The following is a 21,898-nucleotide window of genomic DNA, read 5'->3' on the forward strand; positions in this document are numbered from 1 at the left end:
CAATCAACTTTATACTTTACTCCAAAAATCAAGTTTAATAAGGTCCCGCTCGCACACGCAGGAATCGTGTGACGATCAACGAGCGAACGGGTGGCAAATGGCTCGAAAGGCGAAGAAGGGGGCGAACCGGGAGATCCGTGTTCAGGGCGAGCAGGAGGCGCAGCAGTCCTCCTCCGGGCGCTCCAAGCTGGATGGCCGCAGTTTCCTCTACGTCGGCGGGCGCGATTGCCAGGTGGCGCATCTGCGGGAAATCGCCAGCAGCTTCGGCGCCGAACTCATCCACCACGACGGCGGCCTGCGCGAAGCCGTCTCCCGCATCGATACGCTGCTACCCTCCGTCGACTGCGTGTTCTGCCCCATCGACTGTATCAGTCATGACGCATGCCTGCGCGTGAAGACCGGCTGCAAGAAGTTCAGCAAGGCTTTCATCCCGCTGCGCAACGGCAGCAAATCCAGCCTGGAACGGGCGCTGCAGACGATGAACGAAAGAGACAATTCCCGATGAATGGGCATTTTTCGATGAATGACGGGCACCCCGACGGGTTCACGATGATCGGCCTGCACAAGCTCGCCGCTCACAACGGCGACAGCCTCGTGCCGGAGCTTTACGAGATTTTCCTCGAGAATGCCGCACGCCGGCGCTCCTATCCCAAGGTAGTTCTGTTTCCCGCCTGGGAGGCGCGCATGCCAGGCGAAGCGGCTGCAAAACCCATTGGCACGGATGCCGCCAATGGCACTAATATAGTCGCCTTTCCGTTCTATGCGGAGCGGGCGGACAAGAAAAAGGCATGAGGGCTTCCATGTATATCGCGATGAACCGCTTCAAGGTGGCTATCGGCGCCGAGAGCGATTTCGAGACTGTCTGGCGCAATCGCGATTCCAGCCTGTCGCAAGTTCCGGGCTTCATCGAGTTCCGCCTGCTGCGCGGCAAGGCCAATGCGGAGGAGGGCTATACGCTGTTTTCCTCGCACACGCTCTGGCGCAGCGAAGAGGATTTTCTGAACTGGACGAAGTCGGAGAATTTCCGTGCCGCGCATCGCAATGCCGGGGAGCGCAGGGAGATGTACAAGGGGCCTCCGGTGTTCGAAGGGTTCACTGTGGTCGACGGTATTTAAGGCGCGGTTGTGGGTGCAGTCGCGGCTTGTCCCCCTTCTCCCCGACGGGGAGAAGGGGAGATCTAGGCCCGCACGCGCCAGAACGCGCTCACTGAGACCGCCACCCAGCCCAGCATCATCGCCCAGCCGCCCGTTGGCGCGGCATAGGGGAACAGGCTCCCGCCGGTAAAGCGCAGGGTGACGAGATCGCCGGCGAAGAGCAAATTCCCTATGATCATCAGCAAACCGGCCAACCCGGCGGTTTTGATTTTGCCGGTTCCCAGCGCCAGTGCCAGGAGGGCAGGGGCATGGGCCAGAGACATCGCGGAGGCAGAGGCGGCGAGATAGGCTTCGCCGCCGCCATGAGCGGCAAGGGCGGCGAGCGCCACACCTGCTAGGCCGAACAGGCCGGCAAAGAGGAAGAGCACCGGCTCCAGACGCGCGTTCAGGCTCATGGCTATTCCTTGTTCTGCATGTGGTGGGCAAGCCGTTCCACTGGCGCCCAGATCAGGTCGCGCAGCGCTTGGCTGGCGATTGTCTCATCCATCGCCCGGCGGAAGCAGAGCAGCCATTCGTCGCGCTCGACAGGGCCGATCTCGGCGACGAAATGACGGCTGCGCAGACGCGGATGGCCGCGCTTGTCGGTATAGAGCGGCGGGCCGCCCAGATAGCCGGTCATATATTCGTAGAATTTCTCTTCGCTGCCTTTGAGATCAGGCGGGTGCACGGCGCGCACGTTTTGCGCCTCGGGCAGCGTGTCCATCAGCTCGTAGAAACGATGCGTCAAAGCGCGGACGACCGGATCACCGCCGATCGCCTCATACAAGGTCGTCACCTGTGAAGTCGCGTTTTCCGACACGAAACCATCCCATTCGTACCCGCACCCGAGCCGCGCGTCCCTTCGCTGCTCTTTTCGGTCCGATGCCTAAATGCACCCGATCAAAAAGGATCGCAACTGTCATCAAAATACCGCGTCATTTCGCGCATAATCCTTGCCAGGCAGGCTCACTACCCGATTCCGCTTGACAAAACCGTCTGGACGGTATCTTTATAAATTCATGTCGAACGCTCATCATCGCAAGAAACAACCCGTGCTCGTGCGCCAGCAATTGCTGGAGGTCGCTGCACGTCTCGCCGGTGAGCAAGGCATGGGCGCTGTCACCCTTGATGCGGTCTCGGCTGCGTCGGGCGTCAGCAAGGGCGGTCTGTTGCATCATTTCCCGACCAAGAATGCACTGCTGGATGCCCTGTTCGAGAGCCTGCTGGAAAAGTTCGACGCCGATATGGGCGAGCTGATGCGCAGCGATCCCTTGCCGCAGGGCCGTTTCTCGCGCGCTTATCTCCAGGCGGTGTCCGGGCTGAAGGATCGTCCTGACGATTCCAGGAGCTGGACACAGGTGACGGTCGCCCTACTTGCCGAACCCCGGTTGCGCCAGCGATGGCGACAATGGGTGGCGGCGAGGGCCGAGGAATACATCGGCACCGACTCCGCGCTCGACACTCTGATCGTGCGTTTTGCCGCCGATGGCCTGTGGTTGGCAGATACGCTTGATAGCCATGACATCAGTGGCGCTCTGAGGCGAGATCTGATCGCCCGCCTCATCGACCTGACCCACAAGTAAGCCCGGCGCATTCCCATTGTCCGGCCCGTTTCGGGTAATGACGGGGATGCTCCATCTCTTTTGTTTTACGCAATTCCGGGCTCAAAATCGCGCCGCACTTTCTGGAATTGCTCGAGTAAGGAATACCGTCATGAACCCAGCTGCCGTTTATGGGCTGCTCGTTGCAGCCATCGTGCTTGAAGTTATCGGCACGACCGCCCTTCAGCTCTCCCAGCAGTTCACCCGTCTCGGGCCGACGGCGCTCGTCGTCGCCTGCTATGGGGCTGCCTTCTACTGCCTGTCGCTGACGCTGAAGCACATTCCCGTTGGGATTGCCTATGCGATCTGGAGCGCTTTGGGCATCGTGCTGATTTCCTCGGTCGGGTTCGTGTTTTTCAAGCAAAGGCTGGATACGCCCGCCATCATCGGGCTCGGGCTGATCATATCAGGCGTGGTCGTTGTCAACCTCTTCTCCAAGAGCGTTTCCCATTGACGTAAAAAGGGATTTTTCCGGATGCCCATGCGCCGGAAAATCCTCTTTGTCAAAATACCGACAAAGGTCTATGTCTTCCTCTGATCGGGAGGAGGGACTGCTTTGGCTGGCCTTCGTCCCAAAGCGCTTTGAATCCCGCCCTTCTGCTTGCCAAAAATCTAAAGGTTTAGAGGAGCACAGTCATGGCCATTCGCACCATCGTCTGGGGTGAAAACATCCATGAGACAACCAATGAGATCGTCCGGGGCATCTATCCCGAGGGCATGCACACGACCATCGCCAGGGCGCTGAACACCGATCCGGCGATTTCGGCGACCACCGCAACCCTGCAGGAGCCGGAGCACGGCCTGAGCGAAGCCCGGCTTGCCGAAACCGACGTCCTGACCTGGTGGGGCCACAAGGATCATGGCGCGGTCTCCGACGTCGTCGTCGAGCGTGTCGCCAAGCGGGTGTGGGAAGGCATGGGCCTCCTCGTGCTGCATTCCGGCCATTTCTCGAAGATCTTCAAGCGGCTGATGGGCACGCCCTGCGCGCTCAAGTGGCGTGAGGCAGGCGAGCGCGAACGTCTGTGGACGATCAATCAGCGCCACCCGATCGCAGCCGGTCTCGGCGAGCATTTCGAACTCGAAAACGAGGAGATGTATGGCGAGCAGTTTTCCGTGCCGGAACCGCTGGAGACGGTGTTCATTTCCTGGTTCCAGGGCGGCGAAGTCTTCCGCTCGGGCCTGACCTGGCGGCGCGGCGCCGGCAACATCTTCTATTTCCGCCCCGGCCACGAAACCTACCCGACCTATCACGATGCCAACGTGCAGAAAGTGCTGATCAACGGCGTGAAGTGGGCCTATAACCCCGAGGGTGCATTGAAGAGCATCACCGATGCGCCAAATGTGCCGGTAGAAAAAGCCCTGGAGCCGATCGTCGAACGCGGCCCGAGACTGCACCAGGCCGGCGAAGCCGGTTATCGTTGAGGAGCATCCATGCGACTACTCGTTCTTGGTACGGGCGTAATGGCGAAAAACCAGCTCGCCCACTTCATGAATATGGACGGCGTGACCGTGGTCGGTGCTGTCGACACGGATCCCGACCGCCTCGGCGCCTTTGCCGACAAGTTCAATATCGAGAAGCGGTTCCTGACGCTCGACGAGGCGATCGCCTGGGGCGAGTTCGATGCCGCGACCAATATCACGCCTGACCGGATCCACCATCCGACCACCATGGCGCTGATCGCTGCCGGCAAGCATGTGCTGTGCGAGAAGCCGCTGGCGGAAAATTATCCGAAGGCTCTGGAGATGACGGAAGCGGCTGAAAAGGCCGGGGTCATCAACATGGTCAACCTCACCTATCGCAATGTCGCACCGCTGCAGCGCGCCCGCGAGATGGTTCTTGCCGGCGAGCTCGGCACGATCAAGCATGTGGAGGCCTCCTATCTGCAGAGTTGGCTGGTGTCGCGCGCCTGGGGGGACTGGCGTACGGAATCCACCTGGCTGTGGCGTCTGTCCACCGGTCACGGCTCGAACGGCGTGCTCGGCGATGTCGGCATCCACATCCTCGATTTCGCCGCCTATGGTGCTGCGACCGATATCGATCACGTCTTTGCGCGGCTGAAAACCTTCAACAAGGCGCCGGGCGGTCAGATCGGCGAATATATGCTCGACGCCAATGACAGTTTCACCATGTCGGTCGATTTCGCCAATGGCGCGCTCGGGGTCATCCATGCCAGCCGCTGGGCGACCGGACATTTGAACGAGCTGAAGCTGCGCATCTATGGCGAAAAGGGCAGCCTCGAAGTCATCCACCGCCCAAGCGGTTCGGAGCTGCATGGCTGCCTTGGTGACGACGTCGAAACCGCGACCTGGAAGCCGGTCGAGGTGCCGCCGGTTCTGACCAACTATCAGCGCTTTGCCGAAGCCGTGGCAACGGGCGTGCAGCTCGATCCGAACTTCCGTCATGCAGCAAACCTGCAGAAGGTGCTCGACCTTGCCATGGTGACCGAGCGGGAACGTCGGGAGCTGAAAGTCTGATGCTTCCGCGAGGGAACCGCCGTGCTGGTGCGCGGCGGTCCCATGCGGCATTTGACCGCTAAACCTGTACTTGAGCCGCGCCCGGCACTATCCATATTTGTTCGATGGCCAACGCAGCAGCTGTCTTGTCGCCTCCTGCGCGGAAAGCCATCTCATTGCCAGAGCATTTCCGTTTTTCCTACGAAACACGGAAGCGTTCTATTTCTTCGTTTTTGATGCAATTCCGGATGCAGAACCGCTTCGCACTTTTGCCGGAATTGCTGTTTTCTGCAATGGAAAGCCCATGACTGACGGTATTGCCAATACGCCCCTTCCTGAAAAGGCAGCATCTGCCCCTGCTACTCAAGACTTTGCCACCGCCGGGATCGCTCCCATGGACCGGCCGAGCGCCATAACGCGCTTCTTCATGGGCATCGTGGCCTGGGCCGAAGGCCTGAACTTCAAATATGCAAAACTTGGCAATCCGCCGGTCTACGACAATGCCGTCTTCCCCTGGGCAAAGGAGGTCGAAAAGGCCTGGCCACAGATCCGTGCGGAGCTCGACCGCGTGCTGGTGCGCCAGAGCGAGCTGCCGAGCTTTCAGGAAATCTCCACCGACGTGCAGACCATCTCCAAGGATAATCGCTGGAAGACCTTCTTCCTCGTCGGCTTTGGCGTGAAGTCGGAGCAGAATATCCAGGCCTGCCCGGAAACCTGGAAAGCCGTGCAGAGGATCCCGGGGTTGAAGACGGCGATGTTTTCGATCTTCGAGCCCGGCAAACATCTGCCCCCGCATCGCGGTCCCTATAATGGCGTGCTGCGGCTGCATCTCGGCATGATCGTCCCGGAGCCGGCCGATAAGATTGCCATTCGCGTCAAGGACCAGATCTGCCACTGGCAGGAAGGCAAGGCGCTGATTTTCGATGACGCCTATGAGCATGAGGCCTGGAACCACACGGACAAGACGCGCGTCGTCCTGTTCATCGATTTCGTCAAGCCGCTGAAATTCCCGGCGCGTGTGATCAACTGGATTCTGCTCAATCTCGCGATTTTCACGCCGTTCATCCGCGAAGGGCTCGATAATCACAAGGAATGGGAAAAGAAGTTCTATGCGCAGGCGGAAGCGTTGCGCAATCGGGGTTGAGACGGCGGAATCATGGGGGAGACAGGCCCCCGGCCGCTCGCTCTTCGCCATCCTCGGGCTTGTCCCGAGGATCTATCCATGTTGATGATATGGGCTACGGCTCAGACCTTGGGATAAGCCCAAGGATGACGAGAGGGTTCATCGCCGCGTCCATAAGCAGAAGGCCCCGCCGCAGCGGGGCCTTCTTGGCTTTACTCGATCACCTGAACCACACGATGGGTCTGCGGCTCGACGATCACATGGCGGTTGTTGACAACCGTATAGGCATAGCGCGGATTATCCGGCACCGGGATGACCTGGACTTCCGCAGGCAGCGGCTTGCCGACCACGATCGGCTGCTGCACCACCACAGACGTGGGCGGCGCCGGCTGCTGTTCGACATAGGTTACGACCTCGCGCGGCGGCGGGTCGACTACTGCACCGGCTACGCCGCCTGCCACACCGCCGATTGCGGCGCCTACCGGACCACCAACGATGGCGCCAGTGATTGCGCCGCCGGCAGCACCCGTCACAGCTCCGTCAGCCATCGCATTCGTGGCCAGAGACGAAAGCGCAAGTGCGCCAGATACAAGAAGGACCTTGTACATTTTGCTTCTCCTTTAGCTCGAGAGCATTTGCGTTTTTCGAGGAAAGACGAAAATGCTGTCCGCTTCTTTTCAGGCAATCCCTGACGCAAAGGCGCTGGGCGCTTTACTGGAATTGCTTGGGTTTGCGCTGGATTAACGAGCCTGCCATTTCGTTGTTCCGGCTTCCGAGTCACGGTTTGGGAGCTCGGTTCACATAGCGTGAAGCGCGGCTATTCCAGCCTGCGGCGGAACAGCCAGGCGGCCGCGCCGAGTGTCACTGACGCAATCAGCGCCAGCGGGACGGTCAGGTTCAGCACCTCGCCTGCCGGGATATCCTTCAGGAAAACGCCTTTGACGATGATGAGGAAATAGCGCAACGGATTGATGATCGTGACCGGCTGCAGCCAGTCCGGCATGTTTTCGATCGGTGTCGCGAAACCCGAAAGCAGCATGGCCGGCACCATGAACAGGAAGGCGCCGAGGATCGCCTGCTGCTGTGTCATCGAGAGCGCCGAGATGAAGAGGCCGAGGCCCGCGACCGAAGCCAGATAGAAGATCGAGCTGCCGTAAAGCAGGAAGAGCGAGCCGCGCAAAGGCACGCCGAAGATGAAGATCGCTGCCAGCACATAGAGCGTCATGTGGAAAAGGCCGATCATCATGGGCGGAATGAGCTTGCCGATCAGGATCTCATGCACGCGCAGCGGCGAGACCATCAACTGGTCGAAGGTGCCGAGCTCCCTTTCGCGGGCGATGGAGAGCGCGGTGACGATGAGGCCGATCAGAAGCGCGATGCTGGCGATCAGGTTCGGCACCATGAACCATTGATAGGTGAGATTGGCGTTGAACCAGTTGCGCGGCACCGCCGCCACCGTTTTCGCCACGGCGCGCCGGCCGGCCGGTGTTTCGGCCGAGAGCGTCATGCCGATCTGGGTCAGATAGCCGGAAACGATCTGCGAGGCGTTGGAGCGGCGGCCGTCGAGAATGATCTGCAGGTCGGCCGGAATGCCAGCCTCGATGTTGCGGGAGAAATCCGGGCCGATCTCGATTGCGGCGATCGCCGTCTGGCCGTCGATTGCGTTGCGGATATCGGCCTGGTTTTCGGCAGTCTCGATGCGCCGGAAGGTCGGCGAGCCCTGGATGCGCTGGATCAGCTCCTGTCCCCAATGGCCGCTGTCGCGGTTCAGTACCATGACATCGACATTGCGCACCTCGAGCGTTGCCGCATAGGAAAAGACAAGGAGCTGCATGATCGGCGGCACGATGAGCACGAAGCGCCCCTTGGGATCGCGCAGCACCGCGAGCAGTTCCTTTGTCATAAGGGCTTTCAGGCGGGTCCACCACATCTTAGCCGATCCTCTTTCTGGTGCTGCGGGCGGCCAGCAAGAACATGATGCCGCCGATCGTAAGCATGACGGCGATCGAGCGTGCAAACATCGGCCAGATATCGCCCGCCAGGAACACCGTCTGCAGGCTGGGGATGAGATAGCGCGCCGGTACGATGAAGGTGATCCACTGGATGATCCGAGGCATTGAATTGATCTCGAAGATAAAGCCCGACAGCAGGAAGGCCGGCAGGAAGGCGGAGATCAGCGCGATCTGCGAGGCGAGGAACTGGTTTTTCGTGGCCGTCGAGATCAGCAGGCCCTGGCCGAGCGCGGGGATCAGGAAGGCGGCCGACAGCGTATAGAGCGCGAGAACGGAGCCGCGGAAGGGAACGCCGAAGAGGAAGACGGCAAGCAGCACGCAGAGCGTCATGGAGGCAAGGCCGAGCAGGAAATAGGGGAGGATCTTGCCGGCAAGCAGTTCGGCCGATGTGACGGGCGTTGCCATCATCGCCTCCATCGTGCCGCGTTCCCATTCGCGGGCGACGACCAGCGAGGTCAAAAGCGTTCCGACCAGCGTCATGACGATGGCGATGGAGCCGGGGACGAGGAAGTTGCGGCTCGTCAGCTCCGGGTTGAACCAGAAGCGCTGTTCTATGGAAATGGGTGGCCCGGCGGCGACCGTTTCGGACTGGCGCTGACGCTCCCAGTTGGCGACGGCGCCTTGCGCATAGTTCTGGACGAAATTGGCGGTGTTCGGGTCTGAACCATCGACGAGAACCTGGATCTGCGGATGATTGCCGGCGGCATAGTCCTGCGCGAAATCTGCGGGAATGACGACGATGCCGCGGACGTTGCCGAGCACGAGATCCTCTTCGAACATGCGCCGGTCGCGCCCGACGGCGACGGAGAAATAGCGGGAGGCCTGGAAGCTTGCCGCGAGGTCCTGCGTCAGCGGCGTTGCCTGTTCCAGCACCAGGCCGATGCGGGTGCGGGTCGTATCCAGCGATACGCCGTAACCGAAGAGGAAAAGCAGGATCAGCGGCAGGACGAAGGCGATGAGAATGGTGCTGGGATCGCGGATCGCCTGATAGCTTTCCTTGCGCACGAGGGCGGCGAAGCGACGGGCTCTGGAGGAGGTGCTCATGCGGCTTTCTCCGCCTCCGAGTCCTTGATGAGGGCGATGAAGGCATCCTCCATCGTCGGATCCGGCGCTTCCCTGGTGGCGACGCGCGCCTTCAACTCGTCGGGCGAACCAAGCGCGATCGAGCGGCCGCGATAGATCAGCGAGATGCGGTCGCAATATTCGGCCTCGTCCATGAAATGCGTTGTCACCAGCACCGTGACGCCCTTTTCGACGAGACCATTGATATGCGTCCAGAATTCGCGCCGGGTGATCGGGTCGACGCCTGACGTGGGCTCGTCGAGAAAGAGCGCGCGGGGCTCGTGCATGACGGCGCAGGCGAGCGCCAGGCGCTGTTTCAGGCCGAGCGGCAGATCCTTGGCCGAATGACGTGCATGGCGGGAAAAATCGAAGATCTCGGTCATCAGCTCTATGCGCTCGCGCCTGATGCTGCCGGAAAGACCGTAAACGCCGGCGAAGAATTCGAGATTCTGCATGACCGTGAGATCGCCATAGAGCGAGAATTTCTGCGCCATGTAGCCGAGCTGGTTGCGGGCCTCGGCGGCATCCTTGCGCAGATCGAAGCCGGCGACGCGGCCTTCGCCCTCCGTCGGCTTCAGCAGGCCGCAGAGCATCTTGAAGGTGGTGGATTTGCCCGCGCCGTTCGGCCCGAGCAGGCCGAAAATCTCGCCGCGGCTTATATCGAAGGTGATCTTGTCGGCGGCGGTGAAATCCCCGAAACGCTTCGTGAGGCCGCGGGCTTCGATCACGGGGCGATCGCCGGTTTCGCTCGGCGCCGCTTGCGCTTCCGCGAGCTTGGAGCGCCCGCCGGGGCCGCCGCCCAGCATATCGACGAAGGCATCCTCGAAGCGAGGTTGGGTGGGGGTAAGTTTTGCCCCACCGGCTGCGGCGATATCGGGGGCGCCGTCCTTGCCAGCGACGAGGCGGATGGCGTCCCCCTGGATCACGCCATCGATGACGCCTTTCGCCTGCAGGAGTTCGGCGAGCACCTGGCGCCTGCGGCCCGTGACACCCGAGACCTTGAAGACGCGATCCTCCACGTGGCCGGTCAGGTCGTGCGGCTTGCCGGAAAAGAGCAGCTTGCCCTGGTTGAGCAGCAGAACGTGATCGCAGGCTTCGGCCTCGTCCAGATAGGCCGTCGACCAGAGCACGCCGATGCCTTCCTGCGTCAGGTTCTCGACCATTTTCCAGAGGTCGCGCCGCGAGATCGGGTCGACGCCGACGCCGGGTTCGTCGAGCAGCAGCAGGCGCGGCTTTTTCAGCAGCGCGCAGGCAAGGCCGAGCTTCTGCTTCATGCCGCCCGAGAGTTTGCCGGCAAGCCGTGTCGTGAAGCGCTTCAGATCGGTGAAAGTCAAAAGCTCGTCGAAGGCTGCGGCGCGCTCGCCCTTCGGCAGGCCGCGCAGATCGGCATAGAGATCGAGGTTTTCCTGAACCGAGAGATCCTCATAGAGGCCGAAGCGCTGCGGCATGTAGCCGATCGATGCCTGGATGGCGGCCGGGTTTTTGCGCGTGTCGAAGCCCAACACCTCGACCGTGCCGCTGTCGGGCAGCATGAGCCCGGTCATCAGCCGGATCAACGTCGTCTTGCCGGCGCCGTCAGGGCCGACGAGGCCGGTGATGGCGCCGCGCTTGACCTCGCCGGAGACGGAATCGAGTGCGGCCGGGCCATCACTGAAGCGTTTGGTGACATCGGTCAGCCGGACCAGCGCTTCATCCGTCGGAGTGGAGGAGGGGCTCATGGCGTGGCCGGCGAGGGAAAGCGCACCGTGACCGGCATGCCCTGGCGCAGGTCCGGGCCAGGCTTGTCGATGACGATGCGCAGGCGATAGACGAGGTCGGTGCGCAATTGCGGCGTCTCGACCGATTTCGGCGTGAACTCGGCCACCGGCGAGATGAAGCCGATCGTGCCGTCGTAGGGTTTATCGGCTTGCGTATCCGAGGTCACCTGAACCTTCATGCCGGGATGCAGGCGGCCGAGATCGCCTTCCGCCACATAGCTGCGCACCCAGACCGGCTGCGTCAGCGAGAGCACATAGACGGTATCGGCAGGCGAAACGATGGCGCCGGGTTCGCGCACACGGGAAAGGATGACGCCGTCGTTCGGCGCACGCAATTCGGTATCGGCAAGCGAGATGCGGGCGGAGGTGAGCGAGGATTGCGCGGCCTGCAACTGCGCTTGCGCATTGGCGATGTCCTCCACGCGGCTGCCCTCCTGCAGAAGTTTCAGCGCCTCGTTGGCGGAATCCGCGCGGGCAGCGGCCATCGAGCGGTTGGCCGTCGCCTGGTCGAGACTTGCCTCCGAAATCGTGCCCTGCGGGCGCAGCTGACGCGCGCGGTCATAGGCGATATTGGCATTGTTGAGCGCGGCAAGGCTTTCCTCATAGGCGGCCTGGGCCTGGGCGATTTCCGTCGGGCGCGGGCCGGCCTTCAGCTTGTCGAGTGTTGCCTGCAGGGCGGCGACATCGGCTTCGGCAGAGGCAACGGCGGCCGCGAAAGGCGCGGCATCGAGTTGGCCGAGCACATCACCGATTTTGACCATGTCGCCCTCATCGACGGCAAGCGAGGCAATCCGGCCATTGACGCGGAAGCCGAGGGAGACCTGGCGGATATCGACATTGCCGTAGAGCGCGAATTCTCCTGATCGTTCCGGCAGCCAGCCGAATTTCTGCGGAAGGCCGTACCACCAGGCGGCAGCACCCGCCGCAACGAGTATGATGATGGCAAGGGGGACGATCCGTCTCATCTTCTATGTCCTTTCGTCGGCTCCAGCAGGCCGACAAGCTCTGCAACAAGATTGCGCAGGGTCTGGAGTTGTTCAGGGCCGACCGACTGCCACTCCATCTGGGCGAGAACGGCGGCGTGAGCGACGCGGAAGACCATGATGTTGCCGACGAAGGCGAGGGTGCGCAGCCGCACATGTTCGCTGGCCGGGTCTTCGCCCAGGATCGCGCCGATCATCTGCCGCACGATGCCGATCATCGGACCCATTAGGCCTCGATAGACCCGGGCGAAAGCCTCGGTTGGCTCCATCTGCTCGCGGATGATGAAGCGCGCCCAGGGCTCCGATTCCTTGCTGACGAAAAGGCTGACCATGGTCATTGCCATATCGGTCAGAAAAAGCCGCGCCTCTTCTTCGCTCAGTGCTTCTCCGGCCGAAGCGAGCTCCATGAGACGGGCGCCAATGCGCTGCCGCAGGCCGCCGACATGGCGCTCGATACGGGTGACCAGATATTCCGCCGTCGCGACATAGAGGCCTTCCTTGCTGCCGAAATAATAGGGAATGGCCTGCAGGTTGACGCCCGCAGCCTCGCTCAGCTGCCGCGTCGACGTGCCGTCGAAGCCGTAACGGCCGAAGACGTCGAGTGCCGCAGACAGCAGCTTTTCCCGCGTGATCTCGGCGCGGTTCGATTGAGTCTGTTCATCAGTCATGTCTCATTTATAGCTCAAGCAAAGATTTCAGTCAATCGAATGAATGTTTTCGGGGCAAGCCGGTGCGGTTGCGCTCGCCGGGTTTACAGTTTGTACTTCCGTAAACTCTAATATTATGGCTGAATGGCCTGATGAGAAAACCTGTCACGCCAAGTATGGGACGGCATGCCTGGACAGCGCTCGTTGCCGGCGCTGTCCTTGTTCTTCCTGTGACCATGGTTTGCGCCGATGATGCCGGTTTGCAAAAGGGCAGCCGCCGGCAAAACGAAGTCCTGAAGCAGGCGCCTCACGAGGGGCAGCTGACGGCGCCGCACCTGACTGCGGTCTGGTGGCTCGAGATCAGGCAGGACGCATCGCACGGCGACGACACGCAGAATTCGAAGCAGGTCTTCGTGCGCAGCGAGGAGCATCGATGATGCGGCTGCGCTGCTTTCACAACGTTAGCTGATCCCCGATCCTGATCCGTGAGGGCGCGGATCTCTGCTTCTGCGCTGAACCCGGCCGATCAACCGGACAGCTGCTGCGGTCGGCAGGACCGTCGCGATAAACGCCGTCAGCTTGGCGGAAATGCCGGGAACGACAAGGCGGCGGCCAGACTTGAAGCCGCGCCACGCCCGTTCGGCGACATAATCTGCATCGAGCTTGGGCAGGACTTTGAAGAGAGCGGCGCGATTGGCGCCGGATTTTTCAAGGAAGTCCGTCGATACCGGGCCAGGTGCCACGCAGGTCACGGTGACGCCGAAGCCACGGACCTCCTCGTGAAGGGCGGCCGAAAAGGAGCGCACGAAACTCTTGCTGGCATAATAGAAGGCCATGTAGGGCCCGGGAGTGAAACCGGCGACGGAGCCGAGATTGAGCACGCCGCCGCTCCGGCGGGCCACCATGCCGGGCAGAAAGCGAAGGGTCATATCGGCGAGCGCGCGGATATTGAGATCGATGATGCCGAGCTGATCGTCGGCAGGAAGCGACGTCGCGGCGCCGCGCAGTCCATATCCGGCGCTGTTGACGAGGACGCCGCAGGTCAAACCATTGGCGGTCAGAAAGGCCTCGAGGCGCGACGATGCGTCTGACGCCAGGAGATCGAGGGCGATCGTGAAAGCCTCGCCGCCGGCCGTCTCCACCTCGGTCGCCGCCGCTGCCAATTCCTCCGGGGAGCGGGCAACAAGGACGATGATATTGCGCTCGCGCGCCGCAACCCTGGCAATGGCCCGCCCGATGCCGCGGGAGGCACCGAGAACGACGACAGCCGAGCGAAGCTCGCTGCTTGATGTCATGAAGAGGCTCCTGCGATCGCCGCACCGATGGAAGTTCCATCGTGGGCCAGCCCTTTCAGCTCGTCAACGACCTCGCCGTTCAGAATCCTTTCGAACCGCTCCAGCGCCCGCGCGACGCTGGCGCCATCCATGACGCGGTGGTCATAGTGGATGCGCACGGTGACCGTGCCGTCGGCATCGATCGGGCCGTAGTTCAGCAGCGTGGTGAGCGGCGTCAGCGGATTCAAGGATTCGGCGCCGAGGCCGGAATAGACCGAGAGTTGGAACGTGCCGAAATAATGCCCGCGCCGCTTTGCCAGGTTGAGCCCGAGCCACATCATGGACCAGCGGAGCAGGGCAGGCGCCCGGGCCAGTTTGAGCGAACGCCGGAAGTCCTTGATCTCGCCAATCGGCAGTGAGCGGGCTTCGCGGATCAGCTTCTCAAGCTCGGGAATGGGGCGCTGTTCCGGCCCTTTTATCTTGCTCAGGAGGACGATCCGCTCGCCCTCATGCTCGCGCTCATGGGCAACAGAGGCTACGCTTTCGGGATATTCGTAGAGCTGATGAACCGGGAATTTGATATAGGCGCGCCGGAGATCCGGCGTCTCCTTCGAGAGCAGCGCATAGCCCTTCAGAAACAGCACGGTCCATGACGGCCGGGGATCGCAGGCGCTTCTCGCCTCCAGCAGCGGCCGGATATTCATCTGCCGCTGGACGGTGACGCGCGGTATGCCGATCGAAAATCTCATCAGATCTCCGACGAGCCGCCGTGCGGGCGACAGCCTGATCGTTCGTCCCCTCATCCTTATCCTCCCCCTACAGCGCCGCGCGTCTTTTCAGCCGCGCAAAGGACGCTGTAGCACTTAAACCTACTGCATAATTTGTCCTTAAATCGACTCCGATTTAAGGAATCAGGCAGTGATCGCTTCCGTTTTTATCCGAAACATCCAAATCATCTATCTCCTTGTTTTCACGCAATTCCGGACGCGGAGCCGCTGCACATATTTGCTGGAATTGGTCTAGTAGAGATAAGGAATGATCCGCTTCGTCTTGTCCATATAGGCGCGGTACTCGGGACCGAATACGTCGAGCATCATACGCTCTTCCTTGTCCACGCGCAGGAAGAAAAGCACGGCGAAACCGACGAGGCCCGCAAGACCGGCCACCCAGTTCGACAGCAGAAAAGCCTGTGCAAGCCCCATCAGCATGAAGGAGGTGTACATGGGATGGCGGACATGCGCGTAGGGGCCGGCGCAGATCAATTCGTGCTTCTGGCGGATTTCCAGCGTGATGGACCAATTTCGCCCGAGCTGCTTGTGCGTCCTTCGAAAGACCCACATGGCGAGTGCGAAGATGATGGCGCCTACCACGACCGCCCAGGCCTGCGCAGGGTAATCGGCGGCTTTCGGAATGCCCGTCGCGACATAGAAACCCGGCACGATCGCGAGACCCGCGAGAGCGGCCGCAAGCGCTATTCTCTCGGAGGCGCTCCGTCGGCTGCTGACGACAGGCACCCGCTTGCCGCGGCGCTCAAATGGGTATCGAATGACGTACCATGCAACAATTCCGACGACCCAGACGATCTCGCCAATGGTGTGAACTGACAAGTTCAAGCCGGCACCAGAACCTTTCCACGATCCGCTTTTTGGGATCGCTCTGCCTTTTTATCAAGTATTCATCTCCCGCAGATTCGTAATGAATTGCTGCGGCCGAAGCCAGATACCCGGCGTCTTATAGCCCATGTGCCGCGCAATGTCGGCCACGAAGGCATTGCAATTGTAGACGGTCGCCTCCCAGAGGCGGCTTCGCGCCTGCAGGCCCCTGATATAGGCGACCGTGTCGTTGTACTGCTCATCCGTCAGCATCACGCGCCAGCTTGCCGAACGGTATTGCTCTTCGAGGTCGCCGTCCGTCGCGCCCGTCGTGGCGGGGACGGGAATGAAATGGCCGAGGACGTAAGGGGCTGCATCTGGCGATGCCGGGGCAAGTCCCGCAACTTCGGGATTGATCATTCTCCCGTTCTTGTCGGCGCGGCCGAAGACGACGTAGGTGTGGCCGTAGGTCAGCGCATAGCGCGATCGAAACTCGATGAAATGCCGGCCCGCCTCTTGGCTGCTGCCATTCTGGATACTGGCGCTCTGGGCTCCGTCAACTTTTGTCAGGCCGCGGCCATCCGATGTATAGCGCGGCTGGGGGGCTTTGTCTTCCGACTGGCACGATGAAACAATGACCGCCAGAACAGCGATCAGGCACAAGCGGCTTCTTGCAGGCGCCATCAACACGCTCCATGTGCAAGCTCGTCAGGATGCGAGCTTGATGCCAGATGATGAGCCGTTCCCGCGCGCTGGATGGCAGGTGGCTCAAGCCTGGCCGGTTTAGGATGTAAGAAAGGGGAAGGGCCTGTTGAGCCCTTCCGAAGTGTCATTGCGAATTTACTTGTAGACGGCCGTTGCCGCAGGCGGTGGAGCTTTCCCCTTGCCTTTGCCAATCGACCCGCATGCACTCAGATTGGCCACCGCAAGCGTTGCGAGGATTACGAATAAAATTCTGCTCATTAAGTCCTCTCCTCATCCTGGTGCAGGCCTGAAAGACTGCACCTCAAGTTTGACGATATCGGCACTTTGGACAGTGCGGGAGTGATGCAATGTGCAACGAATCTACATTAGCAGATACTTACCGGTGTGGCCAACCCACCAATTTCAAATGGTAAACGGGATCAAATGACCACCACGCGCGTTCCCACGTGCGTGCGCGCGTAGAGATCGACGATGTTTGCGTTGGTGAGCCGAATGCATCCGTTCGAAACGGCATGGCCTATCGACCAGGGTGCGTTCGTTCCGTGCAGCCGGAACATGGTATCCTGTCGTCCCTGATAGAGGTAAAGCGCCGCAGCGCCGAGCGGGTTGTCCGGTCCGCCCGGCACGCCGTCGGCATATTGGGCCAGACGCGGCTTGCGGGCGATCATATCGTCCGTGGGTTTCCAGGACGGCCACTCGGCCTTGCGGCCGATCGTGGCCTCGCCCTTGAAGCTCAGTCCTTCCTCCCCGACGGCGACCCCGTAGCGCGTGGCGACACCGCCGCCCTCGACGAAGTAGAGATAGCGTGCCCCCGTATCGACGACGATGGTGCCGGGCGGCTCAGGCCCGGTATAGGCCACTTCCTGGCGCCGGTAACGAGGATCGACATCCGGGTCGCTCCCGAATACGCGATAGCCGAGCGGCGGACCATCCGATGTCGTCGTGCAGCCGCACAGCATCGCGGCCAGGCCGCCCAAAACGAGACCACGGCGCTTAACAGCAACTTGAGTTTTGTTTTCACGTAATTCCGGACGTAAAACCGCTGCGCACTTATGCTGGAATTGCTCTGGTCTATCCATTTCCACCTGCCAAATAGCTCTGTCAGTCCCCATGATTTCCGGCCGGGCAACGCGTCGTTTCCGATCGGGACATTCGCTTTGCAGAATCATGCACTTGTCAAACGACAGGGTGCGCAACTTATAATGGTTTATAATTTTATTGGTCCACGAATCTCCTTGCGTCAAGCCGATGTTCGCTTGAGTATTAGCATATTGAAATGGGTGGACATGATGAAACTTTGTCTGGAAGGAAAAGTCGTCGTTGTGACGGGCGCGGGGTCCGGGATCGGGGCTGTGGTTTCCCGGCAACTCGCCGACGAGGGGGCTGAGGTCGTCGTTGCCGATATCAATGCCGATGCCGTGCATCAGACTGCGGCCGCAATTCAGCTCAGCGGGAAAAGCGCTCACGCCTTCGTCGTCGACGTGAGCGATGCGGCGGCTGTGCAGGATCTCGTCGATTTTGCCGTCGAAACATGCGGCGGTCTTGATCTCGCCGTCAACAATGCCGGCATTGACGGGGTGAGGGCCGCGGTGGCGGATTATCCGCTCGAAGACTGGCACAGATTGATGAACGTGAACCTGAACAGCGTTTTCTACTGTGTGAAATGCGAGATCGCAGCGATGCTGAAACGGGGCGGGGGGGCAATCGTGAACATGTCTTCCGCGCTCGGCTCCGTCGCCCTGCCGACCGCTGCAGCCTATACCGCCGCCAAGCACGGGGTTGTCGGGCTGACGAAGGCCGCCGCGATCGAATATGCGAGGTTCGGCATCCGGATAAATGCCGTCGGCCCCGGCTGGATCGATACTCCGCTCCTGTCGCAGCATCAGGAGGCGGCAAGTTCGCGCCGGATGGCAGCTCTTCAGCCCATGGGCCGGCGCGGAACGCCTGATGAGGTTGCCGACCTCGTCTGCTTCCTGCTGTCCGAGCGAGCCAGTTTCATCACCGGCGCCCACTACCTGGTGGATGGGGCCTATACGGCGCATTAGGCTCGTTTTATGCCGCAGCCATGATGATATGTGCCTGAAGCTTTGCCGCTACCTCGCCGCTGCCGTGTCTGGCTGCGATCGCGGATGCGGCGTGATCGGTGGCGGCGTCCAGCTTTCCGCCTCTCGCCTCTATTTCGGTGCGCAGAAGCGTTCCCTGGCAATAGGCGGCGGCAGGAAGACGCGGCGAGGGCGCCCGGCTTTGCTCGGCTCTCGTCTCGATCGTTATGCTTGAGAAACCGGCCTCCTGGAGGTCGCTGCGGATCAGAGCTGTATCGTGATAACCGTGCGGCGTGCGTGCCAGAAAACGCGGCGGATCGTCCGGAAACATCTCGGCCAGAGCATTCGTCACGTCATTCGCAAAGACATTTTCCTCGATCCGGTCCCATACATTGAACAGGAAATGCCCGCCGGGCTTCAGAACCCGTATCGTTTCGCGGTAGGCCGATATGCGGTCTGGAAAGAACATTGCGCCGAACTGACAGAAGACGAGATCGAAGGCTGCGTCTTCAAACGGCAGCGCCAGGGCATCCGCCTGGCGCCACTCGATGCGGCTGTCGGGGGCCTGGCGCGAAGCGGCATAATCGAGCATCGGCTGGTTGAGGTCGGTCACGGTATAGCGTGCACCGGCAGACAGTTTCGGCGCCAGGACGCGGGTGACGGCGCCGGTGCCTGCGGCGATTTCGAGGACGGTATCAGGCGACAGCGATGCGGCGCGCTCAGCGAGATCTGCCGCGTATGGCGCAAAAATCAGGGGGACCATATAGCGGTCATAGTTTTCCGGAATCGAGCCGGCGAATATCTTGTCCGTTTCCAGCATTGCTGCTCCCACCATCCGCTCCGACACACAGTGAGACTAGCATAGACTTGTCTGCTGCAGGTGGTTTTCGGCGGGCAAACCAATCTCAAGCATGATGGCGGCGCGTTGGATCGCAACTGGCACGTCGCAGAGGTGCATGACGAGCGGTCAGTGCAGGATCGACGCCTTCGCCTTGCGGTCGACCATTGCTTCCACTGTGCCGATGAGGCGTGCTGCGCGTCTGAGGACTTCGACACCCGCATCGTGGACCGCGATGTCATAGCTCATCCGGTCCATGCATTTGGCGATCTCCATCAGCTTCTCGCCGAGATCGGCGTGATGCAGCCGGTCAACGGCGCGCGAAAGCCGGCGCAGGCATTCCTGATATCTCGATGCGAGAACAAGCCTGTCGGTGACCGGGTTGCCTTCCGGAGCGGGCAGAGACCGGGCTGTCTTCTGGCGCATTCCGCTCTCCTATCCGAAGGTAACGGCCAGCTTGCGGGCCGCCGCCTGCGTTTTCATGGGGAAATCCTGCCGGCCCCTGTCCAGGGATTGACTCCTATCCAGGGATTTCAGGGCAGCGAGGATGTCCTGGTAGCGGATGGAGCAGGGAACGCCAGGGGGGTGGCGCAATTCGGGGCAGGATTCGACCGCGTGAAGGTCGGATGCCCATGATGCGAAGATCGCGCGCTTCTCTTCGGCCGTTATCCTGTCGGACGCGAGGACTTCGTCCGGATGGGAAAAATGCCGATGGGGATGCAGGATATGTGACGCCGAGATGGCATCGAGGACATTCGCCGAGCCAGCTGGTGTCGTGCCTTCGATAGTCATGTTCGATCTCCTAAAAACTTTCGACAGGTGAAGAAAATCTCCAGGCGGAAAAGAGATTGTTTCGGTGTTTTCGGCGTTCAAGTGGACCGCGGCGGTGTATTCAAAAAAATTTTCGCAGGGCCTCTTGAAAGGCGAAAACAGCCAAACCAAATCGACTTTGCCGGCAGCCCAGGAGGGGGCCGGAAGCCGGAGACGCAGTTTCCGACGCGTCTCCTTTCCAACTCGCTTTACGGAGGATTTGGTCATGAGAAACGAATTCGACTTCGCACCCTTCTACCGCTCGAGCATCGGCTTCGACCGCGTGTTCAACCTTCTGAACAATCCGCAGCGTCTGCAGGCCATCGACACCTGGCCGCCCTATGACATCGTCAAGACCGGCGAGAACGATTACCGCATCCAGATGGCGGTCGCAGGGTTTGCCGACGGCGATCTTGATGTCACCCAGGAACGCAACGTGCTGGTCGTGAAAGGCGAGAAGAACGAGGAGAAGCAGGGCGACTATCTGCATCGCGGCATTGCCGGCCGCTCTTTCGAGCGGCGGTTCGAACTTGCCGACCATGTCCGCGTCGAAAACGCCTCGCTGACGAACGGCCTTCTGACCATCGCGCTGAAGCGGGAGATTCCCGAAGAGATGAAGCCGCGCAAGATTGCAATCGGCGCCGCCGAGGGTTCGCAGGCACCGATGCAGATGATCGAAGGCGAAAAGAACGTCGCTTAATCGGAGGGGGAGGGAGGAGCCGGTGTCATAAGGCGGCGCCGGCTCCAATAGCCAGGACATGAAAACGATCGATGTTCGAAAACCGCAGCCGTTCGATGCGCACGATCTTTCCGTCTGTCAGCCTGTTTTCGATACTGTTGTAAAAGAGGCAGGCATCGACAGGGCCTCTGAAGAGGCCGCGCGGATTGCCGCAATCACGGTGGAGCTTTATCGCCAAGGCGTGCGCGATCCCGAGCATCTGCGGATCATGGTCGAAGGCGCACGGGGGCTCTTCGATCGCCAGCAGACCCCCGAGGCGATCGCGTGACCGGCGAACTGGCCGAGCCTAACGATCCGCTGCTCAATCTCCGCCGTCACCCAGCATGTGATCCGCCAGCCGGTAGCAGTGGCTCGCCTGATAGGCATTCCGGCCGCGGTTCATGTGTGTCAGGTTGAATGCGCGGATCGCCTGCAGCGCGCGGGGCATCGCCATGAATTTGCCGATCGAGGAAAAACCGCGGACCTTGATGCCGAAAATGTCCTCGCCTCTGGGGAAGATATAGCTGATGTCTTCCGGCCGTATGACGCAGCGCTTAAGGAAATCCTCGTCCACCTGGCCGTGATCGAGCGAGCGGTCGGCGGTGAAATCGGAAAGATGCACCAGGAACAAGGCGCGGATGTCCTCTCCGTCAGCATAGAGCGAGAAGAGCTCCATCCAGCTCGCATTGAGGCGAACGAGCGCCTTGCCGGGCGTCGACGGCAGACAGGAGACCGACCAATAGTGACGCTCCGTCCGCCGCGGAATCGGGATGCACTCGCTGCCGTAACGCCCGAGAATATCCAGAACCTGTTTCGCCTGCGGCCGGCGCAGCAGCTTCTCGAATCTGGCGACGTATTTGAGGCGCAGTTCCAGGGATTGCGAGCGCTCCTCGGCGTCGCGCAGGATCGTCTCGCCCCGCATCCAGTCGCGCTGCTGCTCAAGATCGAGGAACCGGCGCAGGCCGGCGATGTTCTGGCGGCGCGCCGCGCTCACGTCATCTGCCATGAAAGCAATCCCCGGCCTGCGGTTGCCAACAGCGTCTCCGCGCCTCGTTGGGCGGCGCGCTGTTATCCCTGGCTGCATATATCCATCATTTGCCGGCATGGGCCAAGGGCGGGTACGGCCGCGGCATTCGTGGGCGACGCC

At 61.1% G+C, this 21,898-nt stretch carries 30 protein-coding genes; 12 read left to right on the forward strand and 18 right to left on the reverse strand.

Features of this window, described 5'->3' with window-relative positions; translation table 11 throughout:
* Window positions 1–97 precede the first annotated feature (97 nt).
* From FHX15_RS01020 to FHX15_RS01030, 3 genes are read left to right on the forward strand one after another with little or no spacing between them, the layout of a single operon-like run.
* The gene (locus FHX15_RS01020) at window positions 98–505 is read left to right on the forward strand and encodes a DUF2325 domain-containing protein (protein ID WP_184392886.1); all 408 of its coding nucleotides are present in this window, start codon (window positions 98–100) and stop codon (window positions 503–505) included.
* A 14-nt stretch (window positions 506–519) separates the two neighbouring features.
* A complete protein-coding gene (locus FHX15_RS01025; RefSeq protein ID WP_184393974.1) occupies window positions 520–792 on the forward strand; it encodes a hypothetical protein in 273 nt (90 codons plus the stop codon).
* 8 nt (window positions 793–800) lie between these two features.
* Window positions 801–1,115 (forward strand): antibiotic biosynthesis monooxygenase family protein, encoded by a 315-nt coding sequence (locus tag FHX15_RS01030; RefSeq protein ID WP_184393976.1) that lies wholly within the window; start codon window positions 801–803, stop codon window positions 1,113–1,115.
* Between the two features lie 62 nt (window positions 1,116–1,177).
* On the opposite strand, the gene FHX15_RS01035 is transcribed toward FHX15_RS01030, so the two are convergent.
* Entirely contained in the window at window positions 1,178–1,549 is a 372-nt protein-coding gene (locus FHX15_RS01035; RefSeq protein ID WP_184392888.1) for a DUF423 domain-containing protein, read from the reverse strand.
* Window positions 1,550–1,551: 2 nt separating this feature from the next.
* Window positions 1,552–1,953, reverse strand: coding sequence for a group II truncated hemoglobin (locus FHX15_RS01040; RefSeq protein WP_184392890.1), 402 nt, complete (start codon window positions 1,951–1,953; stop codon window positions 1,552–1,554).
* A 199-nt stretch (window positions 1,954–2,152) separates the two neighbouring features.
* Here FHX15_RS01040 and FHX15_RS01045 point away from each other — a divergent pair, with 199 nt between their 5' ends.
* From FHX15_RS01045 to FHX15_RS01065, 5 genes are all read left to right on the forward strand, one after another.
* On the forward strand, window positions 2,153–2,716 hold the full coding sequence (locus FHX15_RS01045) for a TetR/AcrR family transcriptional regulator (RefSeq protein WP_184392892.1): 564 nt from the start codon (window positions 2,153–2,155) through the stop codon (window positions 2,714–2,716).
* 130 nt (window positions 2,717–2,846) lie between these two features.
* Window positions 2,847–3,188, forward strand: a complete 342-nt coding sequence (locus FHX15_RS01050) for a DMT family transporter (RefSeq protein ID WP_184392894.1) — start codon at window positions 2,847–2,849, stop codon at window positions 3,186–3,188.
* A gap of 182 nt (window positions 3,189–3,370) precedes the next feature.
* Window positions 3,371–4,156 carry a ThuA domain-containing protein gene (locus FHX15_RS01055; RefSeq protein ID WP_184392896.1) on the forward strand — a complete coding sequence of 262 codons (786 nt, stop codon included), beginning with the start codon at window positions 3,371–3,373 and terminating at the stop codon, window positions 4,154–4,156.
* A 9-nt stretch (window positions 4,157–4,165) separates the two neighbouring features.
* Window positions 4,166–5,209 (forward strand): Gfo/Idh/MocA family protein, encoded by a 1,044-nt coding sequence (locus FHX15_RS01060; protein WP_184392898.1) that lies wholly within the window; start codon window positions 4,166–4,168, stop codon window positions 5,207–5,209.
* Window positions 5,210–5,492: 283 nt separating this feature from the next.
* Window positions 5,493–6,332 carry an aspartyl/asparaginyl beta-hydroxylase domain-containing protein gene (locus FHX15_RS01065; protein ID WP_184392900.1) on the forward strand — a complete coding sequence of 280 codons (840 nt, stop codon included), beginning with the start codon at window positions 5,493–5,495 and terminating at the stop codon, window positions 6,330–6,332.
* A gap of 191 nt (window positions 6,333–6,523) precedes the next feature.
* On the opposite strand, the gene FHX15_RS01070 is transcribed toward FHX15_RS01065, so the two are convergent.
* The 6 genes from FHX15_RS01070 to FHX15_RS01095 all read right to left on the reverse strand — a co-directional run bounded on the left by FHX15_RS01070 (window position 6,524) and on the right by FHX15_RS01095 (window position 12,793).
* Window positions 6,524–6,919, reverse strand: coding sequence for a DUF1236 domain-containing protein (locus tag FHX15_RS01070; protein ID WP_184392902.1), 396 nt, complete (start codon window positions 6,917–6,919; stop codon window positions 6,524–6,526).
* A gap of 209 nt (window positions 6,920–7,128) precedes the next feature.
* A complete protein-coding gene (locus FHX15_RS01075; protein WP_184392904.1) occupies window positions 7,129–8,241 on the reverse strand; it encodes an ABC transporter permease in 1,113 nt (370 codons plus the stop codon).
* Between the two features lies 1 nt (window position 8,242).
* Window positions 8,243–9,367: an ABC transporter permease gene (locus tag FHX15_RS01080; protein WP_184392906.1), complete on the reverse strand. Its 1,125-nt coding sequence runs from the start codon at window positions 9,365–9,367 to the stop codon at window positions 8,243–8,245.
* Entirely contained in the window at window positions 9,364–11,103 is a 1,740-nt protein-coding gene (locus tag FHX15_RS01085; protein WP_184392908.1) for an ATP-binding cassette domain-containing protein, read from the reverse strand. The genes FHX15_RS01080 and FHX15_RS01085 overlap by 4 nt, the downstream gene beginning before the upstream one ends.
* Window positions 11,100–12,107: a secretion protein HlyD gene (gene hlyD / locus FHX15_RS01090; RefSeq protein ID WP_184392910.1), complete on the reverse strand. Its 1,008-nt coding sequence runs from the start codon at window positions 12,105–12,107 to the stop codon at window positions 11,100–11,102. Before hlyD ends, FHX15_RS01085 begins: the two co-directional genes overlap by 4 nt.
* Entirely contained in the window at window positions 12,104–12,793 is a 690-nt protein-coding gene (locus FHX15_RS01095; protein ID WP_184392912.1) for a CerR family C-terminal domain-containing protein, read from the reverse strand. The genes hlyD and FHX15_RS01095 overlap by 4 nt, the downstream gene beginning before the upstream one ends.
* Window positions 12,794–12,924: 131 nt before the next feature.
* Between FHX15_RS01095 and FHX15_RS01100 the strand changes: the two genes are divergently transcribed.
* Window positions 12,925–13,209: a hypothetical protein gene (locus FHX15_RS01100; protein WP_184392914.1), complete on the forward strand. Its 285-nt coding sequence runs from the start codon at window positions 12,925–12,927 to the stop codon at window positions 13,207–13,209.
* A 24-nt stretch (window positions 13,210–13,233) separates the two neighbouring features.
* Here the strand turns inward: FHX15_RS01100 and FHX15_RS01105 are convergent, their stop codons facing one another.
* From FHX15_RS01105 to FHX15_RS01125, 6 genes are all read right to left on the reverse strand, one after another.
* On the reverse strand, window positions 13,234–14,067 hold the full coding sequence (locus FHX15_RS01105) for an SDR family NAD(P)-dependent oxidoreductase (RefSeq protein ID WP_184392916.1): 834 nt from the start codon (window positions 14,065–14,067) through the stop codon (window positions 13,234–13,236).
* Window positions 14,064–14,849 carry a hypothetical protein gene (locus tag FHX15_RS01110; protein ID WP_184392918.1) on the reverse strand — a complete coding sequence of 262 codons (786 nt, stop codon included), beginning with the start codon at window positions 14,847–14,849 and terminating at the stop codon, window positions 14,064–14,066. Before FHX15_RS01110 ends, FHX15_RS01105 begins: the two co-directional genes overlap by 4 nt.
* A 216-nt stretch (window positions 14,850–15,065) precedes the next feature.
* On the reverse strand, window positions 15,066–15,653 hold the full coding sequence (locus FHX15_RS01115; protein WP_184393978.1) for a protein-S-isoprenylcysteine O-methyltransferase: 588 nt from the start codon (window positions 15,651–15,653) through the stop codon (window positions 15,066–15,068).
* Window positions 15,654–15,713: 60 nt separating this feature from the next.
* Complete coding sequence (locus FHX15_RS01120) at window positions 15,714–16,322, reverse strand: hypothetical protein (protein ID WP_184392920.1); 609 nt, start codon at window positions 16,320–16,322, stop codon at window positions 15,714–15,716.
* A 156-nt stretch (window positions 16,323–16,478) separates the two neighbouring features.
* On the reverse strand, window positions 16,479–16,601 hold the full coding sequence (locus FHX15_RS30840) for a hypothetical protein (protein WP_007815309.1): 123 nt from the start codon (window positions 16,599–16,601) through the stop codon (window positions 16,479–16,481).
* A 161-nt stretch (window positions 16,602–16,762) separates the two neighbouring features.
* Window positions 16,763–17,455 (reverse strand): L,D-transpeptidase, encoded by a 693-nt coding sequence (locus tag FHX15_RS01125; protein WP_409526995.1) that lies wholly within the window; start codon window positions 17,453–17,455, stop codon window positions 16,763–16,765.
* Window positions 17,456–17,632: 177 nt separating this feature from the next.
* Here FHX15_RS01125 and FHX15_RS01130 point away from each other — a divergent pair, with 177 nt between their 5' ends.
* Entirely contained in the window at window positions 17,633–18,388 is a 756-nt protein-coding gene (locus FHX15_RS01130) for an SDR family NAD(P)-dependent oxidoreductase (RefSeq protein ID WP_184393980.1), read from the forward strand.
* A 7-nt stretch (window positions 18,389–18,395) separates the two neighbouring features.
* Here the strand turns inward: FHX15_RS01130 and FHX15_RS01135 are convergent, their stop codons facing one another.
* From FHX15_RS01135 to FHX15_RS01145, 3 genes are all read right to left on the reverse strand, one after another.
* Window positions 18,396–19,205 (reverse strand): class I SAM-dependent methyltransferase, encoded by an 810-nt coding sequence (locus FHX15_RS01135; protein WP_184392924.1) that lies wholly within the window; start codon window positions 19,203–19,205, stop codon window positions 18,396–18,398.
* 147 nt (window positions 19,206–19,352) lie between these two features.
* Window positions 19,353–19,649: a hypothetical protein gene (locus FHX15_RS01140; protein ID WP_184392926.1), complete on the reverse strand. Its 297-nt coding sequence runs from the start codon at window positions 19,647–19,649 to the stop codon at window positions 19,353–19,355.
* Between the two features lie 9 nt (window positions 19,650–19,658).
* On the reverse strand, window positions 19,659–20,015 hold the full coding sequence (locus FHX15_RS01145) for a hypothetical protein (protein WP_184392928.1): 357 nt from the start codon (window positions 20,013–20,015) through the stop codon (window positions 19,659–19,661).
* Between the two features lie 244 nt (window positions 20,016–20,259).
* On the opposite strand from FHX15_RS01145, the gene FHX15_RS01150 reads away from it, so the two are divergent.
* Together FHX15_RS01150 and FHX15_RS01155 are read left to right on the forward strand one after the other, a co-directional pair.
* On the forward strand, window positions 20,260–20,733 hold the full coding sequence (locus tag FHX15_RS01150; protein ID WP_184392929.1) for an Hsp20 family protein: 474 nt from the start codon (window positions 20,260–20,262) through the stop codon (window positions 20,731–20,733).
* A gap of 58 nt (window positions 20,734–20,791) precedes the next feature.
* Complete coding sequence (locus FHX15_RS01155) at window positions 20,792–21,040, forward strand: hypothetical protein (protein ID WP_184392931.1); 249 nt, start codon at window positions 20,792–20,794, stop codon at window positions 21,038–21,040.
* 33 nt (window positions 21,041–21,073) lie between these two features.
* Here FHX15_RS01155 and FHX15_RS01160 read toward each other — a convergent pair whose 3' ends face one another.
* Window positions 21,074–21,757 (reverse strand): hypothetical protein, encoded by a 684-nt coding sequence (locus tag FHX15_RS01160; protein WP_184392932.1) that lies wholly within the window; start codon window positions 21,755–21,757, stop codon window positions 21,074–21,076.
* Window positions 21,758–21,898: the final 141 nt, after the last annotated feature.

Source organism: Rhizobium sp. BK650, from assembly GCF_014195325.1.
GTDB lineage: Bacteria > Pseudomonadota > Alphaproteobacteria > Rhizobiales > Rhizobiaceae > Rhizobium.

What these genes read in the sequence shown, in the direction of transcription:
- FHX15_RS01120 (WP_184392920.1), bottom strand. Translation starts at nt 16,322, where the DNA reads ATGGCGCCTGCAAGAAGCCGCTTGTGCCTGATCGCTGTTCTGGCGGTC.
- FHX15_RS01080 (WP_184392906.1), bottom strand. Translation starts at nt 9,367, where the DNA reads ATGAGCACCTCCTCCAGAGCCCGTCGCTTCGCCGCCCTCGTGCGCAAG.
- FHX15_RS01110 (WP_184392918.1), bottom strand. Translation starts at nt 14,849, where the DNA reads ATGAGGGGACGAACGATCAGGCTGTCGCCCGCACGGCGGCTCGTCGGA.
- FHX15_RS01150 (WP_184392929.1), top strand. Translation starts at nt 20,260, where the DNA reads ATGAGAAACGAATTCGACTTCGCACCCTTCTACCGCTCGAGCATCGGC.
- FHX15_RS01135 (WP_184392924.1), bottom strand. Translation starts at nt 19,205, where the DNA reads ATGCTGGAAACGGACAAGATATTCGCCGGCTCGATTCCGGAAAACTAT.
- FHX15_RS01130 (WP_184393980.1), top strand. Translation starts at nt 17,633, where the DNA reads ATGAAACTTTGTCTGGAAGGAAAAGTCGTCGTTGTGACGGGCGCGGGG.
- FHX15_RS01055 (WP_184392896.1), top strand. Translation starts at nt 3,371, where the DNA reads ATGGCCATTCGCACCATCGTCTGGGGTGAAAACATCCATGAGACAACC.
- FHX15_RS01100 (WP_184392914.1), top strand. Translation starts at nt 12,925, where the DNA reads ATGAGAAAACCTGTCACGCCAAGTATGGGACGGCATGCCTGGACAGCG.
- FHX15_RS01145 (WP_184392928.1), bottom strand. Translation starts at nt 20,015, where the DNA reads ATGACTATCGAAGGCACGACACCAGCTGGCTCGGCGAATGTCCTCGAT.
- FHX15_RS01155 (WP_184392931.1), top strand. Translation starts at nt 20,792, where the DNA reads ATGAAAACGATCGATGTTCGAAAACCGCAGCCGTTCGATGCGCACGAT.
- FHX15_RS01065 (WP_184392900.1), top strand. Translation starts at nt 5,493, where the DNA reads ATGACTGACGGTATTGCCAATACGCCCCTTCCTGAAAAGGCAGCATCT.
- FHX15_RS01075 (WP_184392904.1), bottom strand. Translation starts at nt 8,241, where the DNA reads ATGTGGTGGACCCGCCTGAAAGCCCTTATGACAAAGGAACTGCTCGCG.
- FHX15_RS01095 (WP_184392912.1), bottom strand. Translation starts at nt 12,793, where the DNA reads ATGACTGATGAACAGACTCAATCGAACCGCGCCGAGATCACGCGGGAA.
- FHX15_RS01060 (WP_184392898.1), top strand. Translation starts at nt 4,166, where the DNA reads ATGCGACTACTCGTTCTTGGTACGGGCGTAATGGCGAAAAACCAGCTC.
- FHX15_RS01085 (WP_184392908.1), bottom strand. Translation starts at nt 11,103, where the DNA reads ATGAGCCCCTCCTCCACTCCGACGGATGAAGCGCTGGTCCGGCTGACC.
- FHX15_RS01105 (WP_184392916.1), bottom strand. Translation starts at nt 14,067, where the DNA reads ATGACATCAAGCAGCGAGCTTCGCTCGGCTGTCGTCGTTCTCGGTGCC.
- FHX15_RS01035 (WP_184392888.1), bottom strand. Translation starts at nt 1,549, where the DNA reads ATGAGCCTGAACGCGCGTCTGGAGCCGGTGCTCTTCCTCTTTGCCGGC.
- FHX15_RS01140 (WP_184392926.1), bottom strand. Translation starts at nt 19,649, where the DNA reads ATGCGCCAGAAGACAGCCCGGTCTCTGCCCGCTCCGGAAGGCAACCCG.
- FHX15_RS01030 (WP_184393976.1), top strand. Translation starts at nt 801, where the DNA reads ATGTATATCGCGATGAACCGCTTCAAGGTGGCTATCGGCGCCGAGAGC.
- hlyD (WP_184392910.1), bottom strand. Translation starts at nt 12,107, where the DNA reads ATGAGACGGATCGTCCCCCTTGCCATCATCATACTCGTTGCGGCGGGT.
- FHX15_RS01070 (WP_184392902.1), bottom strand. Translation starts at nt 6,919, where the DNA reads ATGTACAAGGTCCTTCTTGTATCTGGCGCACTTGCGCTTTCGTCTCTG.
- FHX15_RS01125 (WP_409526995.1), bottom strand. Translation starts at nt 17,455, where the DNA reads ATGGGGACTGACAGAGCTATTTGGCAGGTGGAAATGGATAGACCAGAG.
- FHX15_RS01160 (WP_184392932.1), bottom strand. Translation starts at nt 21,757, where the DNA reads ATGGCAGATGACGTGAGCGCGGCGCGCCGCCAGAACATCGCCGGCCTG.
- FHX15_RS01020 (WP_184392886.1), top strand. Translation starts at nt 98, where the DNA reads ATGGCTCGAAAGGCGAAGAAGGGGGCGAACCGGGAGATCCGTGTTCAG.
- FHX15_RS30840 (WP_007815309.1), bottom strand. Translation starts at nt 16,601, where the DNA reads ATGAGCAGAATTTTATTCGTAATCCTCGCAACGCTTGCGGTGGCCAAT.
- FHX15_RS01050 (WP_184392894.1), top strand. Translation starts at nt 2,847, where the DNA reads ATGAACCCAGCTGCCGTTTATGGGCTGCTCGTTGCAGCCATCGTGCTT.
- FHX15_RS01045 (WP_184392892.1), top strand. Translation starts at nt 2,153, where the DNA reads ATGTCGAACGCTCATCATCGCAAGAAACAACCCGTGCTCGTGCGCCAG.
- FHX15_RS01025 (WP_184393974.1), top strand. Translation starts at nt 520, where the DNA reads ATGAATGACGGGCACCCCGACGGGTTCACGATGATCGGCCTGCACAAG.